Source organism: Stenotrophomonas sp. YJH_SMC_65 (assembly GCF_059369475.1).
On record NZ_JCAFSR010000011.1, the window covers coordinates 64,660 to 82,709 of the forward strand.

Here is an 18,050-nt window from a genome sequence, read left to right on the forward strand (position 1 = left end):
GAGGGGATTAAGTCGTTTGTGCCCCAGTACCGCCGGGGCACAAACGACTTAATCCCCTCCGTCCCCTTTTTCACCCCAACGCGTCGGCCCACCAGAGTGCGGCTGGGCCTGGCGGCGTGTCGCGTCGCCACAGCAGGTCGCTGTGGATGCGCCGCGGCCAGCCCGGCAGCACCAGTTCCACCAGCCGCCCACGGTCATAGCGCTGCACCAGCGCCCGCGGCAGTTCGGCCCAGCCGATGCCGTCCTCGGCCATCTCCATCACCATCAGGTAATCGGTGGCGGTCCACGCGAGGCCGGTGACCAAGCGGGTCTGATCGACTTCCGCGCTCAGGCGCACCTGCCGATGCCGTGCCAGTTGTGCGGCGGCGCGACGCCCGGCGCTGGCCAGCGGGTGTCCGCGCGCCACGTACACCGACAGTTCGCTGTGGTGCGCCAGCGGCCGCGCCACCAGCCCATCGGGATAACGCTCCTGCCTGGGCAGCAGGCCCAGCCCGGCGCGACCACTGCCGACCAGCTCCAGCACGTCCTCGCCTTCGGCATCCAGCCACTCCAGCTCGATCTCCGGGAACGCTTCGGCGAAGCGCTGCAGGATCCGCTGCTCCGGATCCAGCTGGTAGACATCGGAAAACACCACGGTCAGGCGCGGCTCGACCGGCGCGGACAGGCGCACGCTCAACTGCTGCAGGCGGGCATCGGCGGCCAGGATCTCCTGTGCGTGGCCCAGCACCTGGCGCCCGGCCTCGGTCAGCCGCGGGTAGCGCCCGCGGCGGTCGAACAGGCTCACGCCGAGGTCGGCTTCCAGGTGGGCAATGGCGGTGCTGACCGTCGACTGGGTCTTGCCCAGCCGCCGTGCCGCGGCCGAGAACGAGCCCAGCGCGGCGGCTTCCACGAAGGCCTGTAGGGATTCAGGGGAATAGGGCATTGATCCATCGCTCCTGTCGATGGAATCCATTTTGATACCACCGTAAAAGGCGATGATACTAACCCCCGTCGCCCCTGTCTGCGAGGGGCGTTCCGGACCCTCCACGCGCGGCGTGGATCCATTGATGAGGCGGCGCGGTCCCCGTCCTGCAAGGAGTTTCACATGTCCCGTACTGTTCCCGCCCGTGGCGCGCTGGTCGCCTGGGCCTGCCTGACCGTGGCGATCGTCGCCGAAGTGGTCGGCACCTCGTTCATGGCCCACGCCGCCCGCGATGGCGGCTGGACCGGTTATCTGATCATGGCCGGTGCGCTGGCGCTGTCCTACTTCTTCCTGGCGCAGTCGGTGCGTCGCATCGCGGTGGGCGTGGCCTACGCGGTGTGGGAAGGCCTGGGCCTGACCCTGCTGACCGTGGTCGGCCTCACCGTGTTCGGCGAGAGCCTGTCACTGCAGCAGCTGGCCGGCCTGGTGCTGGCGGTGGTGGGCATCGTCTGCGTCACCCTCGGGGAGGCACACTGATGAATACCCTGGCTCTGTTTTTCGTGATCTGTTCGGCGCTGATCGATGTCGCCGCGAACATGATGGTGGCCAAGTCGGAAGGCTTCCGCCGCTGGCGCTGGGGTGTCGCTGCGATCGTCATGGTCTGGATCGCCTTCGCCCTGCTGGGCCAGGCGGTGCGTTACATGGACCTGGCCACCGCCTATGCGATGTGGGGTGCGATCGGCGTGATCGGAACCGCCACCTGCGGACGCCTGTTGTTCGGCAACCGCCTGCGTCCGATCGGTTGGATCGGCATCGGTCTGGTCACTGCGGCGGTGCTGCTGCTCAGCACCGCCAAGTAGCAACGGGTCTTTTCGCGGGCGTGGCGGCACCGGTGCGGGCGATTTGCGAAGTCGCCCGCGCTCGCCGACACTGCGGCTTTCCACAAGGAGTGCCCGCATGTTCAGCCACATCACCGTTGGAACGAACGACATGGACGTTGCGCATCGCTTCTACGATGCCCTGTTCGCCGCGATGGGGGCACGTCCGGGTGTGTTCGACGAAAAGGGTCGGCTGCTGTACTTCAAGGATGGGCGGATGTTCGGCGTGACCGCGCCGATCGATGGGCAGCCAGCGTGCCATGCCAACGGCGGCACCATCGGTTTCAGTCTGGGCAGTGCAGAGGCCGTGCGTGCCTGGCAGGAAGCTGGCGTGGCTCACGGTGGTACCGCAATCGAAGATCCGCCCGGCGTCCGCAACATGTCCGGTCGGCAGGTGTTTCTGGCCTATCTGCGTGACCCGGATGGCAACAAGCTGTGTGCGGTGCATGTAATGTCGTGATCGGACAGGATGCGCGTGGCCGCGCCGCAGCCCGCGCGGGCAAGGTTGCGCTCCGGCGCGCGCGTGATAACACGGAATGGTGGGCCGGGCCTGTGACCACAGGCCGCAACTTCATGCTCTGTCCACTGCGGTTCAGCCAGAATCGGTCGGCTAACCCTTTGATCTACTGGAGAACGCCGCCCCATGGATGTACTGGAGCCGCAACAATCCCCGGTGCGCACCCTTCGGCCTGTGTTCGCCTTCGCGGCGATCGTTGTCGTGGCGTTCGCGCTGTTCGTCAGCCTGTTTCCGCTCGGTGCGGGCCGCCTGCTGGTCAAGGCGCAGGACTGGGCCGCACTCAATGTCGGCTGGTACTACCTGCTGGCGATGACCCTGTACCTGGTGTTCGTGGTCGGTGTGGCGCTGTCCAAGTATGGTGGCATCAAGCTCGGCGCCGACCATGATGAGCCGGAGTTCAGCTATCTTTCCTGGGCCGGCATGCTGTTCGCCGCCGGCATCAGCATCACCCTGTTCTTCTTCTGCGTCTCCGAACCGCTGACCCACTACCTGCAGCCGCCGCAGGGCGAACCGGCGGCGGGCGAGGCCGGGGCGCGCCAGGCCATGCAGCTGCTCTTCCTGCACTGGGGCCTGCATGGCTGGGGCGTGTTCGCACTCGCAGCGATGGCGATGGCCTACTTCGCCTATCGCCACAACCTGCCGCTGGCGCTGCGCTCGGCGCTGTATCCGCTGATCGGCAAGCGCATCAACGGGCCGATCGGCTACACCGTGGACGCGCTGGGCATTGTCGCCACCGTATTCGGCATCGGCGCCGACATGGGCTTCGGCGTGCTGCACCTCAACGCGGGCCTGTCGCACCTGTTCAACATCCCGCACTCCAACCTGGTGCAGATCATCCTGGTGGTCAGCATGATGGGCGCGGCGGTGGCCGTCGCGGTTTCAGGCGTGGAGAAGGGCGTGCGCTGGATGGCCAACATCAACATGCTGCTGGCGATCGCGCTGGTGCTGTTCATGCTGTGCGCCGGCCCCACCCAGTACCTGCTGAGTACGCTGATGCAGAACCTGGGCGACTACCTGGGCAGCGTGGTCGGCAAGAGTTTCGATGTGTACGCCTATGGCGGCCGGCCGGAATGGCTGGGCGGTTGGACGGTGTTCTACTGGGCCTGGTGGATCGGCTGGGCGCCGTTCGTCGGCCTGTTCATCGCGCGCATCTCGCGTGGCCGCACCATCCGCGAATTCGTGTTCGGCGTGCTGCTGATCCCGCTGGGCTTCACCCTGGCCTGGCTGTCGATCTTCGGCAACAGCGCGCTGGACCAGGTGCTGCACCACGGCCAGCAGCAGCTGGCGCAGCTGGCGGTGGATGACCCACCGACCGTGCTGTATGCACTGCTGGATGGCTACCCGTGGAGCCGCACGGTGATCGCGGTGACCGTGCTGGTCAGCTTCATCTTCTTCGTGACGTCGGCTGATTCGGGGGCGGTGGTGTTGTCCACGCTGTCCTCGCACGGCGGCGCGCCGGAGGATGATGGTCCGCGCTGGCTGCGCGTGTTCTGGGGCACGGTGATCGCGGTGCTGACCGCCGGGCTGCTGCTGGCCGGCAGCATCGATGCACTGAAATCGGCGGTGGTATTGGCCTCGCTGCCGTTCTCGGCGGTGCTGCTGCTGATGATGTGGGGCCTGACCCGCGCCTTCAGTGACGAATCGCACCGCAAGCGCGCGCTGCAGTACCGGCCCTCGCCGCTGATCGGTGACGATCGCCACCATCAGGGCTGGCGCCAGCGCCTGAGCCAGGCCATGCACTTCCCGGTGCGCGACCAGGTCTACCGCTTCATGGATGACACGGTGAAGCCGGCGATGGAAGCGGTGGCCGAACAGCTGCGCGGGCAGGGCTGGGACGTGGCCACGCGCTTCGAGGCCGGCGACATGGAGCTGACGGTGAACCATGGCGAGCAGCAGGATTTCCTGTACCGGGTGATCCTGAGTGGCTACCTGACCCCGTCGTTCGCCGCGCAGCAGCTGCGCAACCAGCGCTACTACCGCGCGGAAGTGCATCTGTTCGAAGGCAGCCAGGACTACGACCTGGTCGGCTACAGCCGCAAGCAGATCATCAACGACATCATCAGCCAGTACGAACGGCACCTGCAGTTCCTGCACCTGAGCCGGTGATGCGGTGGGTGCGGACCGTTGGTCCGCACACCCCAGCAGAGCCGAGCCCATGCTCGGCTTCCTGTTGCCGAAGAGCAGCCGAGCACGGGCTCGGCTCTACAGGTGGCGCATCAGAACCGGTAGCGCGCGCCCAGCGAAACGAACTGCCCGCGCAGGTTGTACTGGCTGATGTCGAAACCGTTGGAGCCGCCGGCCGGGTCGAACGGCGGGTCCTTGTCGGTCAGGTTCAGCACCGACAGCGACAGCGTGGTGTTGGGAATGCCTTCGTAGGCCACGTACAGATCCAGCTGCTGATACGGCTTGACGCGGTCGCGCAGGCCCGGATTGCTGGTGGCCGTCGCCACGCGCTGGTCGTAGCCGCTCACGTACTGCAGGCTCAGCGTGCTGCTCCAGTCGCCCACCGCCCAGTTCAGCGAGGTGGTGCCGCGCGTACGCGGCAACGCGCCGTGGCGATTGTTGCCAGCCCCCTCATACGGCGCCTGACCGGCTATCAGCGGTTGCTTGAAGCTCAGCAGGTGGGTCCAGCTGCCGGCCACGGTGAAGTTGCCCCAGCCCTCGGTGCGGAAGGTGTGGTTGGCGTCCAGGTCCAGCCCGGAGGTGGTCAGTTCGCCCTGGTTGGCGTACTGGTTGGTGATGAACTGGATGCGCCCCTGCGCATCACGCTGTACACGGCCGGGGAACAGCGTCGGGTTGTCGACGATGAACTGCGCGCTGTCCGGCTTGACCAGGTTGTCCTGCTCGATGCGGTACCAGTCCAGGCCGATGCTGGTATCGCCATCCGGCGACCACACCGCGCCCACGTTGAAGTTGCGCGAGCGTTCGGCCTTCAGGTCCGGGTTGCCGGTGCGGATGTTGGTCACGCCACGGCTGCCACCGGGCTGCAGCGGATCCAGCGGATCGATCACCGAGCCGTAGCTGACGGTCTGGCCTGGCGCGATTTCCGGCAGCGAGGGGGCGCGGAAGCCGCGCGAGAACGAACCGCGCAGCAGCAGGCTGTCCAACGGCTGCCAGCGCAGCGCCAGCTTCGGCGAGAACGCCTTGCCGAAATCATCGTAGTGGTCGCCGCGACCAGCCACCTGCAGCTCAAGCGTGCGGTGCAGCGGCACGCTCAGTTCGGCGTAGGCGGCGCTGACCTGGCGCTCGCCGTTGACCACGTTGATGGCCGGGCGCAGTTCGGTGCCCGACAGCACCTGTGCACTGGTGCGCGCATCCAGTGACTCCTTGCGGAACTCGGCACCCCAGGCGAAGCCGACCGCACCGGCCGGGAGGTCCCACAGCGAGGTCGAGGCCTTGACGTTCAACGCGTGCAGCTTGTACCAGCCTGGCCGCTTGGTCTGCAGGCGCAGTGCATCCAACGCGCCCGGCGTGCTGGACGGATTGAGGAAGTGTAGCTGCCATCGCGCAGGATCTGTTCGAACGCGTAGCGGTTGACGAAATTGTCGACGTACTCGCGCTGCGCGCTCTGCGAGGTCAGCGCCGCCGCTTCCCAGTCCCAGCGCTCGCCACTGCCACGCACGCCGGCCAGGGCACGGTAGAACACCTGGGTGTTGTCCTTCAGGCGCGGGCCGAGGTCGAAGAAGGTGTACTCGAACGGCAGCGGCGTGCTGCCCGGGTTGTTCGGGTGGCCCACCGGCAGCACCGCCGGCACGTCGATAAGCGTGCCGGTGGCCGGGTTGTAGGCACGCAGGCCAGGGCCCACGGTGAGCGGCGCGCTGAAGATCTGGTCGGCCTTGTTGTGGCTGTACAGCACATCGGCGAAGGCTTCGACGCTGTCGTTGAAGCGGTAGGTCGCGCTCAACGACGCCTGCAGGCGCTCGGCGCCGGGCTGCAGGGTCTTGAACGGCTGCGCGTTGAAGGCGCAGGCCTGGCCGGGCAGGGTGCTGCCGAAATCGCTGTAGGGGCGCAGCTGGCTGCCCTCGGGGCAACTGGCGAACGGTTGCGGCGCGCGCGGGTTGGACAGCCAGTTGCCACCGGCAGTGGACCAGCCGGCCAGGCGGCCGCCGGGCCTGTCGCGGAAATCGCCGCTGCGGGTAAAGGCGCGCTGGTCTGCATCGAGCCGATCGCGCTTGAGCAGGTCCAGCCCGAACAGCACGTTCCAGCCCTGCTGTTCGAGGTCACCGAAGCCGGCCAGCAGGTTGGCCTTGCGTTCGTCCAGGCCGCCCTGGGTGGCGGTACCGAAGCCGCCGCCGACTTCCACGCCCTGGAAGTTCTTTCGCAGGATGATGTTGATGACGCCGGCGATGGCATCGGAACCGTACACCGCCGAGGCACCGTCCTTCAGCACTTCGATGCGTTCCACTGCGCTGATCGGCAGCGCGTTGAGGTCAACGAAGGTGTCCTGCGTGTTGAGCGCGAAGCCGAAGTTGGACACGCGATAGCCGTTGACCAGCACCAGCGTGTTCTTCGGCGACAGGCCGCGCAGGCCGATCGATGCAGAACCGGCGGCGAAGCTGCCGGTGTACTGCTCGTCGAAACTGTTGCCGGCATTGGCCGACAGGTTGCGCAGCACGTCGGTGAGGGTGGAGCGACCGGTCTGCTCGATCTGTTCGCGGCTGACGATCTGCACCGGGTTCGGCCCGGCGGTGTCGCTGCGCTTGATGTTGGAGCCGGTCACCAGCACGGTGCCCAGGGTGGTGCTGTCCTTGCCGGCATCGGCGGTTTCAGCGGCGCCGGCAGCGCCGGCGGTGAGGCCCAGCGCGATCGCGCCGGCAAGCAGGTTCAGGGTGGTGCGGTACATGGAAGCGACAACGCCGAACGGGGGAGGAGCCGTCAGTACCGCATGCAGGCAAGTACGCCTTCCAATGACGAAAGCGCATTCAGTTATACATCACAGGTTCTTAACGAACTGACTCGGTGGGTGCGGACCGTTGGTCCGCACTCCTCCTGGGGGTCAGATCCCTTTCCAGCGGAAAGGGATCTGACCCCGGTTGTCCTACCCTCAAGGCCGCAGCAACACCTTGCCGTTGCGGCCCGAACCGGCGCCCGCCTTCGCCGCCTGGGCGATGTCGTCCAGTGCGAAGATCTTCTCCACCGGCAGGGTCAGTTCGCCGCTGGCCGCACGCTTCAGCAGCTCGCCGACCAGCCGGCGCTTGTCCTCCACCGCCATCGCCTGGCTCACTTTGCTGCCCCAGAAGCCCTTCACCGTGGCCTCCTTGTAGATCAGGCCACCGGCGGGAATGCGCATCGGCTCGCCGCTCATCACCCCGAACGACACCAGCGTGCCGTGGTGGCCAAGCAGGTCGACCAGGTCACCGCTGGCGTCGCCGCCGATGGAATCCACCGCGGCCGCGGCCTGTGCTTCGCCGGTCGCTTCACGCACGCGATCCTTCCAACCCTCCACCGAGGTGTCGAACACATGATCGATGCCCAGCGCCTGCAACTGCGCGACCGCATCGGCATTGCGCACCAGGTTGGCCACATGCACGCCACGCGCCCGCGCCAGCATCGCCAGCGACTTGCCCACCGCGCCGTTGGCGGTGTTCTGAACGATCCACTGGCCTGCTTCGACGTGCAGGAATTCCAGCAGCATCAGCGCGCTCAGCGGCATGGCGATCAGCTGCGCGGCCATTTCGTCGGGGATCGCCTCGGGCATCGGAATCACCATGCGTGCCGGTGCAATGAACGCTTCGGCCCAGGTGCCATGCACGGAGGCGGCGGCAACCCGCTGGCCGATCTGCAGGCCGTCGACGCCTTCGCCGAGTGCATCGACCACGCCCAATGCTTCACTGCCACCGATCGCCGGCAGTGTCGGCTTGTAGCCGTAGAGGCCGCGCACGGTCAGCAGGTCGTGATTGTGGATCGAGGCCAGCACGGTGCGGATGCGCACCTCGCCCGGGCCGGGCTCGGGGAGGGTGGCATCGGCAATGGCGAGGACGTCGGCCGGGTTGCCGAAGGAAGGGTACTGGGCAGCGCGCATGGGCGGTGTTCCGCGGAAAGTTGATGTTGTACCGAACTGGGGACGCAGGCGCTGTCGACAAGGCGCCGCAGGTGCAACACGGCATCCTGCGACTGATCGTCGCGGCATGTCGTGATTGCCGCATCTTGTGTTGACGGTTCCGATTATCCCCACTATGTTGTGGTCGTCACTCCCGGTCAGCCGCCGCCGCCGGACACGCAGCAAACGTCCCGCGGCCCGCCCCTGAAGGCTTGCCGTGTCGACGCGGCCGCCATCGTGCGGACCCAGATCGCCCCCACGGCCCGGATACCGGCCGCAGGCGCAGGCTGTTGCCGACGATCTGGTGTTCCCGCGCTTTGGCATCCCACCCCGACCGCCCCGTGCGCCGGTATCGCGTGCAGGGCCGCCATGGCATCGACCGCCAACGCGCGTGCGAGCCTGGAGCTTCACCACCATGACCGACAGTACCTTCCGCGTGGCCGATCTGGCCGGCGCTGGCGACGCCTTGCGCGCCGGTGGCGAGCGCGTGCCGACCTGGGTCACCAAGGAGGCCGGCAACCGCCGCCTGCCATTCGACGCCGAGCGCCTGCAGCGCAGCATCGATGCGGTGCACGCCGAGTTCCCGCAGCTGGATGTGAGCGACTACCGCCGCGTGGTGCAGGCAATGGTCGAGCGCAAGCCCAGCATCAGCGCCGATGACCTTGTCGATCTGCTGATCCGCGAGGCCGAATCGCGCGTGGACCTCGTCGCGCCGGAGTGGGAGCAGTTTGCCGCGCGCATCTACCTGCGCCGCCTGTACAAGCGTGCCAGCCGCAACCGCTTCTACGATGTCGGCCTGAAGTACGGCTCCTACGTGGGCCTGCAGGAAAGCCTGGCTGACCGCGGCATCTACAGCAACGACATCCTGCGCTGCTACTCGAAGGAAGAACTGCAGCAGGCCGGCGGGATGATCGACCCGGAACGCGACCGCCTGTTCGCCTACAACGGCCTGTACCTGCTGGCCACGCGCTATCTGGCCAGCGACCGCAGCCGCGAGGTCTATGAGCTGCCGCAGGAGCGTTGGCTGACCATCGCGCTGTACCTCATGCAGGAAGAAAAGCCGCGCGAGCGGCGCATGCAGCTGGTCGGCGAGGCGTACTGGGCGCTGTCCAACCTGTACATGACGGTGGCCACGCCGACCCTGGCCAACGCCGGCAAGGTCGGGGGGCAACTGTCCAGCTGCTTCATCGACACGGTGGACGACAGCCTGCAGGGCATCTATGACTCCAATACCGACATCGCCCGCGTGTCCAAGCACGGCGGCGGCGTGGGTGCCTATCTGGGCTATGTGCGCAGCAGCGGCGCGCCGATACGGGGCGTGCCCAATTCCTCCGGCGGCGTGGTGCCGTGGATCAAGCAGCTCAACAACACCGCAGTGTCGGTCGACCAGCTTGGCCAGCGCAAGGGCGCGGTGGCGGTGTACCTGGACATCTGGCACCGCGACATCGAAGCCTTCATGGACCTGCGCCTCAACAACGGCGACCAGCGCCTGCGCGCGCATGATGTGTTCACCTCGGTGTGCGTGCCGGACCTGTTCATGGAAGCAGTCGAACGCCGTGCCGACTGGTACCTGTTCGACCCGCACGAGGTGAAGCAGGCCAAGGGCTGGTACCTGCAGGACTTCTACGACGAGAAGCGCGGCGCGGGCAGCTTCCGCGACCGCTACGCCGAACTGGTGGCCGACGAGCGCATCAGCCGGCGCACGGTGAAGGCGATCGATCTGTTCAAGCGGATCATGCTCAGCCAGCTGGAGACCGGCAACCCGTTCCTGTTCTACCGCGACGAGGTCAACCGCCGTAACCCGAACAAGCACGCCGGCATGATCTATTCCAGCAACCTGTGCACCGAGATCCTGCAGAACATGAGCCCGACGCGGATGATCCAGGAGATCGTCAGCGGCGACCAGATCGTCACCACACGCCGCGCCGGCGACTTCGTGGTCTGCAACCTGTCTTCGATCAACCTCGGCCGCGCGATCCGTGCGCCGGATGACCTGCTGGCCACCGATGTGCTGGAGCGCCTGATCCCGATCCAGGTGCGCATGCTGGACAACGTGATCGACCTCAACGCACTGCCGGTGCCGCAGGCCACGATCACCAACCGCAAGTACCGCGCCATCGGACTGGGCACGTTCGGTTGGCACCACCTGCTGGCGCAGCAGGCGATCCAGTGGGATTCACCGGATGCCGAACAGCTGGCCGACCGCCTGTATGAGCGCATCAATTTCCTGACCATCCAGGCCAGCGCGCAACTCGCGAAGGAAAAGGGCAGCTATCCGATGTTCACCGGCAGCGATTGGCACAACGGGCGTTACTTCCGTGACCGCGACTACACTGGCGCCGCATGGGACAGCCTGGCGCGCGAGGTCGCCACGCACGGCCTGCGCAACGGCTGGTTGCTGGCGGTGGCGCCGAACATGAGCACCGCGCAGATCGCCGGTTCCACCGCATCGATCGACCCGATCTACAGCGCGTTCTACTACGAGGAAAAAAAGGACTTCCGGCGGCCGGTGGCAGCGCCGGGGTTGTCGCTGGAAACCTGGCCGTACTACGAGAAGGGGGCGTACAAGGTCGACCAGTTCGCCAGCGTGCGCCAGAACGCGCGTCGCCAGCGCCATGTTGATCAGTCGATCAGCTTCAACCTGTACGTGCCCAGCACGATCCGCGCCAGCACCCTGCTGGAGCTGCACCTGAGCGCCTGGCGTGAAGGCCTGAAGACCACGTACTACGTGCGCTCCAACGACATCGACATCAGCGAATGCGAGTGGTGCGCCAGCTGACCGCTGCGGCCCCTGTAGCGCCGAGCCCACGCTCGGCTCCGACGCGAAGAGCAGCCGAGCATGGGCTCGGTTCTACATCTGCAACGCACGTAATACGAAGGTAGACGACCATGGCAACCCCCCTCGACCGCATCAAGATCCTCGAACCGCGCCATCCCAACCGCAGCACCGGCATCATCAACGGCCGCACCAGCGGGATCCTGAACTGGAATGACATCCCGTACCCGTCGTTCTATCGGGCCTACAAGGAGCTGTCGACCAACTTCTGGATCCCCGACGAGGTCGACATGAAAGCCGATGCGCGCCAGTACGGCGAGCTGTCCGGGCGCGAAAAGAACGCCTACGACTCGATCATCGGCCTGCTGGCCACGCTCGACTCACCGCAGACGCGCTTCATCTACAACGTGGCCGAGTACATCACCGACCCGGCCGCGCATGCCAATGCCGCGATCATCGGCCAGCAGGAAGTGATCCACAACGAGAGTTACAGCTATGTGCTGGCCTCGATCACCGACCTGCCGAACCAGAACCGCGTATTTGAACTGGCGCGCACCCATCCGACCATCATCAAGCGCAACGCGCCGATCATGGGCGCGTATGACGACTTCATGCGCGAGAAGACCGCCGAGACCCTGTTGAAGTCGTTGATCCAGTCCTCGATCCTGGAGGGCATCAACTTCTATTCCGGATTTGCGTACTTCTACAACATGGTGCGGCAGAACCGCATGACCGGCACCGGCAAGATCATCAGTTTCATCAACCGCGACGAACTGGCCCATACCAAGTTCATCAGCGAGCTGATCCGCGCCATCATCGGCGAAAACCCGGAGCTGCAGACCAACGAGCTGACCGCCTATGTGCACCAGGCGTTCGAGCACGCCATCGAACTGGAAACCCAGTGGTCATCGGAAGTACTGGACGGCATCGATGGCATCGATGTGGAGGAAATGACGCGCTACGTGAAGTACCGCGCCAACAAGATGGCCGGCATGCTCGGCATCGAGCGCCTGTACAGCGACACCACCGACAACGTGATGCCGTGGATCAAGGCCTACGCTGACAACTTCACCGAGACCAAGACCGACTTCTTCGAGATGCGCAATGCAAGTTACAAGAAGACCAACGTCGACAACGGCTTCGACGACCTCTGAGTCCGGCACGGCGCTGAGCATCCTGCTGGTGGTGGCCTCACTGAGCGGCAACACCCGCGAGCTTGGCCGGCAGATTGCCGAGCGTTGCCGCGCTGCAGGCCATGCCGTGCACTGGCAGGAGGCCGACGACCTGCAGCAGGCGCCGTCCCTGGCGGCCGACGAGGCCGACCTGGTGCTGCTGGGCTGCTGGACCGACAACGCCGGCCGCACGCCTTCGGAGATGAAGGCATGGGTGGCTGGCATCGCCGAGCGCGGCGAGCGGCCGCGGCAGCTGGCGGTGTTCGGTACCGGTGAGACACAGTGGGGGCAGGAGTACTACTGCGGTGCTGTGCACCGGCTGATCCGCTACTTCCACAGCGACTATCCGCCGCTGGAGATCGAACAGATGCCGCATGGCGAGCGCCATGCCGCGGCCATCGAGGCTTGGACCGATGCGGTCCTGGCCCATTACTGGAGCAACAGCGATGCAGATCATCGACGCCACCACGCCTGAGCAGTTCCAGCAGCTGCTGGCCGAACACCCGCGCGTACTGGTGGACTTCCACAAGGACCAGTGCCCGGGGTGCCGGATGCTGGAGATGTCGCTGCACCGGGTGGCCAACAGCGTCGCGGGGCAGGGCACCACGCTGCTGCGCGTGCAGCTGGAGGTGCTGGGCGAGGCGTTCTTCAGGGAACTGGGGCTGCGGCAGACGCCGACGCTCTCGCTGTTCCGTGACGGGGACGAACGTACCCGCCTGGCAGGGTTCCAGTCGCCGCAGCAGATCGAGGCCGCGATTGCGTTGCATCTGTAGCATGGAGATGGCGGGGTCGGAGCCCTTGCCTGCGGCAGGGAGTCCGACCCCAGGGATGCGGTTTACGCCCCGGCGAAGGTGTCCACCAGCAGCTTCACGTTCAACACCACGATCACCAGCGCGATCACCCAGGCGATCGCGCCCAGCCAGCGCGGTGCGACCAGCGCGCCCATCGTCACCTTGTCGGTCACGATCCGTACCAGCGGGATGATCGCGAACGGCAACTGCATCGACAGCACCACCTGGCTCAGCACCAGCAGCTTCACCGCGCCCTGGTCGCCGAACAGCAGGATCACCACCACCACCGGGATGATGGCCAGCGCACGCGTGATCAGCCGACGCAGCCACGGCGGCATTCGCAGGTGCAGGAAGCCTTCCATCACGATCTGGCCGGCCAGCGTGGCGGTCACCGTCGAATTCAGGCCCGAGGCCAGCAGGGCCACCGCGAACAACGTCGCCGCCGCGCCCACACCCAGCATCGGTGCCAGCAGCTGGTGCGCCTGCTCGATGTCTTCCACATCAAATCGGCCATTGGCATGGAACACCGCCGCCGCCAGGATCAGGATGCTGGCGTTGATGAACAGCGCCAGGGTCAGCGCGAGGGTGCTGTCGGTCACCGCCCAGCGCAGCGCACTGCGGCGGCCTTCATCGGTACGTGGGTAGGCGCGGGTCTGCACGATGGACGAATGCAGGTACAGGTTGTGCGGCATCACGGTGGCACCAATGATGCCGATCGCGATGTACAGCGCGTGCGGATCGGCCACCACCTGCGCGCGCGGAATGAAGCCGCCCAGCACCGCCATCACCGGCGGCGCAGCCATCGCGATCTGCACCACGAAGCAGGCGAAGATCACCATCAGCAGCGCGATCACGAACGCTTCCAGCGCACGGAAGCCGCGGTTCATCAGCAGCAGCACCAGCAGCGTGTCCAGCGCGGTGATCACCGCACCCCACAGCAGTGGCAGATCGAACAGCAGTTTCAGTGCGATGGCGGTGCCGATCACCTCGGCCAGGTCGCAGGCGATGATCGCCGCCTCGCACAGCGCCCACAACGCCAGGTTCACCGGCTTGGGGTAACGCGCGCGGCAGGCCTGCGCCAGGTCCATGCCGGTGGCGATGCCGAGCCGCGCCGACAGCGCCTGCAGGATCACCGCCATCAGGTTGGAGATGAGGATGACCGACAGCAGCAGGTAGCCGAAGCGCGAACCGCCGGCGAGGTCAGTGGCCCAGTTGCCAGGGTCCATGTAGCCGACCGAGATCATGTAGCCCGGGCCGAGGAAGGCCAGCAGGCGGAGCCACCAATGGCCCTTGTCGGGCACCGCGACCGAGGCGTTGAGCGCACCCAGGCTGGCCGGAGTGGAGGCCGAAGGGTCGCGGGGCGCCAGGGTGTTCATGGGTCCGAATATAGCTCCTGCTATAGTCATTAGCAATGTAAAACAATCGTCTTTATCGTGTGACTGGTCCAGAATTCAGGTTCAACACCGGATTGCACCGGAAGGACAGGCGCAGGCGTGGGCAAGACCGACGATTCGACATCGCTGAAAAGCACCCCCTTGATCGAGGCCGAGCGCCAGGTCGAGAGCTTCCGGCAAGTGCGCGAGGCGCACCGGATGGAACTGGTGGAGGACTATGTCGAGCTGATTTCGGACCTGCTGGCCGACGGCGGCGAGGCCCGCCAGGTCGACATCGCCACCCGACTGGGCGTGGCCCAGCCCACCGTGGCGAAGATGCTGCGGCGCCTGGCCCGTGATGGCTGGGTGGTACAGCGGCCGTACCGTGGCGTGTTCCTGACCCCGGAAGGCGAGGCGCTGGCCCACGCCAGCCGCCAGCGCCACCAGACCGTGGAGCGTTTCCTGCTGGCGCTGGGCGTGGACGCGGATACCGCGCGGCGCGATGCCGAGGGCATCGAGCACCATGTGAGCGAGCAGACGCTGGCCTTGTTCGAAGCCTTCGTGCGCAAGGCCGAGGGCGAGGCGCCGTAACGGTAGCACCGGGCCATGGCCTCCGGCCGTTCGCGCGATCCCGGTTTTTGTAGAGCCGAGCCATGCTCGGCTGCCGTTCGCACGGTGATCGAATGCGTCGAGCGTGGCTCGACTCTACAGATCGGGCGGGCAGCGCGCCTGCTGCTGCGCACACGCCCGTTTCATCCATTCCTTCAACACCGGCTGCAGGCCTTCATAGCGCCGGCCTTGCCAGCCGTTGGCCAGCACCGTGCCGTCGGCATCGATCAGTACCAGGTTCGGCGGTGCCAGCCCGGCCAATGCCTGCAGCGCCGGCATGCGCGCGGCGCGGCGCGGGTCCAGCACCGGCCACGGCATGTCCTGCGCGTGCATGTAGCGGCGCAGCGCGCTCTCGCTCTCATCCAGGCTGACGTACACCACTTCGGTATCGGCGCCGGCTTCGCGCAATGCGTCGCGCACGCTGCGCAGCGTGGGGACGAACGCATGGCACGGTGCGCACCAGTCGGCACCGAAGTACAGCGCGACCAGCTTCGGCGGCGGCGACCACTGCATCGGCCGCAGCGAGCGCTGCTCCGGCCGCATCAACGAGGCCGAGACCTGCGCGTGCAGGTCCGCAGCCACCGTCGGTGCGGCCGGCAGCACGGCACAGGCCAGCACCAACGCTCGCAGCGCTTCAGAACGCATAGCGCAGGTTGACATACCACGAGCGCGCGAAGCGCGGCCCGTAGACATAGTCGCTGTCACGCAGCGCGCCCACTTCCAGATCCTTCTGGCGCTGATCGAACACGTTCTTGACGCCCGCGGCTACCGACACTTCCTGCTGCGCCTGTGCGCCCAGGTGACGGTGCCAGCGCGCCCCGAGATCGGTGACCAGGAACGAACGCGTGCGGTGCAGTTCGCCCAACCGGTTGTTCAGCACCGACATCGGCCCGGTATGGCGCAGCGCGACGAAGGTTTCCCACGGTTCGGCCGGCATCCAGCTGAGCTGGGCCAGGCCGGTCCAGCGCGGAGTCTTCAGGTAGTCGCGGCTTTCGATCACGGTGTCGCCACCGTCGCCGCTGTCGTCGAAGATGCGCTGCGGCTCGCGGAAGCGCGAGCGGTACCACGAGGCACCGGCGGTCAGGCGCCACTGCGGCGACGGCTGCCAGCCGAGGTTGGTTTCCGCACCCAGCACGTTCGAGCCGGAGGCGTTGTAACGCAGCTGGCTCAGCTGGCCGTCATCGCCGCGCTGGATCTCGCCCAGCGCGAAGGTATCGCGGATGCGTGCATAGGAGGCGGTAGCATCCCAGCTCCACACCGGATTGGCCGGGTCCGAGCGCCAGTCGAAGCCGAACAGGGTGGTCAACGCGCGCTCTTCCTTCAGGCCATCGGTATTGCGTACGCGTACCTGCTCGCCGCCGAGCGTATCGACGTGCACATCCTCAACGAAGATCTCCGGAGCACGGAAGCCGGTGGCAATGCCCGCCCGCCATTTCAGGTTCGGTGTAGCCTGCCAGGCCAGCGCGATGCGCGGCGAGAACACCGCGCTGTCCAGTTCCGAGCTCTTGTCCACGCGTGCACCCAGCACCAGGTCGACGTTGTCGCGCAGGCTCCATTCGTCCTGGATGAACGCGCCCAGGTTGTGGAAGGTCGTATCCTCCAGCACCGCAAGACGCTGCCCGTCACCGGTGCGGTTGTCGTCGCGCAGCGCCTCGTGCTTGTACTGCACGCCGAAGGCCAGCGCATGCGCGCCCAGCCGCCAGTTCAACTGGCTGTCGATGTAGTGCAGCGGGTTGTGGGTGCGGCCGTACTGGCGCCACGAACGCGAGGCCGCGCTGCCGGCCACGTTGCGGTCCAGCTGCGACGGGTCATAGCCGGGTGCGGACGGATCGGTGACTACGTCGCCGAGACCGCCGTAGAAGCTGTCGCGGTCGATGTCGGCGAAGGCGTAGGCCAGGCGGAAATCGACGTCGGCAGTGATCTCCTGGTCCCACGACACACTGCCGCGCCGGTATTTCGTATCCAGCGATTCGGCGATGTTGGCCAGGTATTCGGGCTGGTCCAGGCGGTTGCCGCCGCGGCGGGTTTCATCGGTCACCTGCAGGTCCAGGCGCAGCCGCGTGCCCGGCGTGGGCGCGTACCAGGCCTGCAGCCCGCCGACCTTGAGGTTCTTGCGGGTGATCTCGGTGTAGCCGTCACCGTTGTAGTCGATGCCGTTGTTCCAGTTGCGCTGGGCAATCACGGACAGGCCGGCGTCTGCGTCCCTGGCCACCAGGTCCAGCCGCAGGTCGGCGTTCTTCTGCGGCGTACCTTTCAGGACATCCACGCCGGCCTGCACATGGCCACCACTGCGCGCCGGCAGCGGCGGAATCAGGTTGATCACACCGGCAACCGCACCCGGGCCGTACAGCGCCGAGCCACCGCCCTTGACCACTTCGATGCGGTCGACGAACCCGGCCGGGATCTGTTCCAGGCCGTACACGCTGCCCAGCGTGGACAGCAGCGGGATGCCATCGAACAGCAGCTGGTTGTAGGCACCGGGCAGGCCCAGCAGCTGCACTTCGCTGGTGTTGCAGTTCTGGCAGTTGCTCTCCACGCGCAGGCCGTTGATCAGCTCGGCGGCGCGCGAGAAGTCGGTGGCCGCGCGCAGCGCGATGTCTTCCTTGCGCAGCACTTCGGTGCGGATCGGCACGTCCGACAGCAGGCGCTCGCTGCGGGTGGCGGTGCTCACCTTGACCTGCACACGGTCCAGTTCGGTCGGTTTCGGAGTGTCGGCCAGTGCAGGCAGCGGCAGGGTCAGGGCAATGGCGGCGGCCAGGGGCAGCCGATCGAAGAGGGGCGTGGCAACGGGCATGAGGGCGTCGTCCTTGGGGAAAGAAAGGCGGCGAGGGCGACCTGGCTGACGCATATGAAAGCAGTGGCTTATCAATATAGCAAGTGCTATATAATGACGCCGCAGTCATTCCGAGCGGAACGCCGACCGAGCCAGATCATGGCCGTGTTATAACATTACATTTGGCAGCCGCAACCCTGCCTGTGGTCATGCACGGAGG

General features: G+C 66.4%; 16 protein-coding genes. 9 read left to right on the forward strand and 7 right to left on the reverse strand.

Annotated elements, in window-relative coordinates:
* Positions 1 to 70 precede the first annotated feature (70 nt).
* Positions 71 to 922 carry a LysR family transcriptional regulator gene (locus tag AC5P7A_RS18270; RefSeq protein WP_134808994.1) on the reverse strand — a complete coding sequence of 284 codons (852 nt, stop codon included), beginning with the start codon at positions 920 to 922 and terminating at the stop codon, positions 71 to 73.
* 162 nt (positions 923 to 1,084) lie between these two features.
* On the opposite strand from AC5P7A_RS18270, the gene AC5P7A_RS18275 reads away from it, so the two are divergent.
* The 4 genes from AC5P7A_RS18275 to betT all read left to right on the forward strand — a co-directional run bounded on the left by AC5P7A_RS18275 (position 1,085) and on the right by betT (position 4,402).
* Positions 1,085 to 1,438 carry an SMR family transporter gene (locus AC5P7A_RS18275; RefSeq protein ID WP_010485170.1) on the forward strand — a complete coding sequence of 118 codons (354 nt, stop codon included), beginning with the start codon at positions 1,085 to 1,087 and terminating at the stop codon, positions 1,436 to 1,438.
* Positions 1,438 to 1,761 carry a DMT family transporter gene (locus tag AC5P7A_RS18280; protein WP_014647443.1) on the forward strand — a complete coding sequence of 108 codons (324 nt, stop codon included), beginning with the start codon at positions 1,438 to 1,440 and terminating at the stop codon, positions 1,759 to 1,761. The genes AC5P7A_RS18275 and AC5P7A_RS18280 overlap by 1 nt, the downstream gene beginning before the upstream one ends.
* 97 nt (positions 1,762 to 1,858) lie before the next feature.
* A complete protein-coding gene (locus tag AC5P7A_RS18285) occupies positions 1,859 to 2,239 on the forward strand; it encodes a VOC family protein (RefSeq protein ID WP_046431075.1) in 381 nt (126 codons plus the stop codon).
* Positions 2,240 to 2,422: 183 nt separating this feature from the next.
* Entirely contained in the window at positions 2,423 to 4,402 is a 1,980-nt protein-coding gene (betT, locus tag AC5P7A_RS18290; RefSeq protein WP_049407437.1) for a choline BCCT transporter BetT, read from the forward strand.
* Positions 4,403 to 4,512: 110 nt separating this feature from the next.
* On the opposite strand, the gene AC5P7A_RS18295 is transcribed toward betT, so the two are convergent.
* The 3 genes from AC5P7A_RS18295 to AC5P7A_RS18305 form a co-directional block, all read right to left on the reverse strand.
* Positions 4,513 to 5,757 carry a TonB-dependent receptor domain-containing protein gene (locus AC5P7A_RS18295; RefSeq protein ID WP_495220437.1) on the reverse strand — a complete coding sequence of 415 codons (1,245 nt, stop codon included), beginning with the start codon at positions 5,755 to 5,757 and terminating at the stop codon, positions 4,513 to 4,515.
* Complete coding sequence (locus tag AC5P7A_RS18300) at positions 5,700 to 7,139, reverse strand: TonB-dependent receptor plug domain-containing protein (protein WP_495220438.1); 1,440 nt, start codon at positions 7,137 to 7,139, stop codon at positions 5,700 to 5,702. The genes AC5P7A_RS18295 and AC5P7A_RS18300 overlap by 58 nt, the downstream gene beginning before the upstream one ends.
* A 201-nt stretch (positions 7,140 to 7,340) precedes the next feature.
* On the reverse strand, positions 7,341 to 8,318 hold the full coding sequence (locus AC5P7A_RS18305; RefSeq protein ID WP_075077108.1) for a zinc-binding dehydrogenase: 978 nt from the start codon (positions 8,316 to 8,318) through the stop codon (positions 7,341 to 7,343).
* A 433-nt stretch (positions 8,319 to 8,751) separates the two neighbouring features.
* Between AC5P7A_RS18305 and AC5P7A_RS18310 the strand changes: the two genes are divergently transcribed.
* From AC5P7A_RS18310 to AC5P7A_RS18325, 4 genes are all read left to right on the forward strand, one after another.
* Positions 8,752 to 11,115, forward strand: a complete 2,364-nt coding sequence (locus AC5P7A_RS18310) for a ribonucleoside-diphosphate reductase subunit alpha (RefSeq protein ID WP_111205558.1) — start codon at positions 8,752 to 8,754, stop codon at positions 11,113 to 11,115.
* Between the two features lie 110 nt (positions 11,116 to 11,225).
* Positions 11,226 to 12,266, forward strand: coding sequence for a ribonucleotide-diphosphate reductase subunit beta (locus AC5P7A_RS18315; RefSeq protein ID WP_008267116.1), 1,041 nt, complete (start codon positions 11,226 to 11,228; stop codon positions 12,264 to 12,266).
* A gap of 13 nt (positions 12,267 to 12,279) precedes the next feature.
* Entirely contained in the window at positions 12,280 to 12,759 is a 480-nt protein-coding gene (locus tag AC5P7A_RS18320; RefSeq protein WP_041864216.1) for a flavodoxin, read from the forward strand.
* The gene (locus AC5P7A_RS18325) at positions 12,731 to 13,057 is read left to right on the forward strand and encodes a thioredoxin family protein (protein ID WP_005409967.1); all 327 of its coding nucleotides are present in this window, start codon (positions 12,731 to 12,733) and stop codon (positions 13,055 to 13,057) included. Before AC5P7A_RS18320 ends, AC5P7A_RS18325 begins: the two co-directional genes overlap by 29 nt.
* A 62-nt stretch (positions 13,058 to 13,119) precedes the next feature.
* On the opposite strand, the gene AC5P7A_RS18330 is transcribed toward AC5P7A_RS18325, so the two are convergent.
* Entirely contained in the window at positions 13,120 to 14,451 is a 1,332-nt protein-coding gene (locus tag AC5P7A_RS18330) for an Nramp family divalent metal transporter (protein WP_495220439.1), read from the reverse strand.
* Between the two features lie 117 nt (positions 14,452 to 14,568).
* Between AC5P7A_RS18330 and mntR the strand changes: the two genes are divergently transcribed.
* A complete protein-coding gene (gene mntR, locus AC5P7A_RS18335) occupies positions 14,569 to 15,039 on the forward strand; it encodes a manganese-binding transcriptional regulator MntR (protein ID WP_014647435.1) in 471 nt (156 codons plus the stop codon).
* A gap of 114 nt (positions 15,040 to 15,153) precedes the next feature.
* On the opposite strand, the gene AC5P7A_RS18340 is transcribed toward mntR, so the two are convergent.
* Positions 15,154 to 15,702, reverse strand: coding sequence for a thioredoxin-like domain-containing protein (locus AC5P7A_RS18340; protein WP_041863553.1), 549 nt, complete (start codon positions 15,700 to 15,702; stop codon positions 15,154 to 15,156).
* A complete protein-coding gene (locus tag AC5P7A_RS18345) occupies positions 15,692 to 17,851 on the reverse strand; it encodes a TonB-dependent receptor plug domain-containing protein (protein ID WP_495220440.1) in 2,160 nt (719 codons plus the stop codon). Before AC5P7A_RS18345 ends, AC5P7A_RS18340 begins: the two co-directional genes overlap by 11 nt.
* Positions 17,852 to 18,050: the final 199 nt, after the last annotated feature.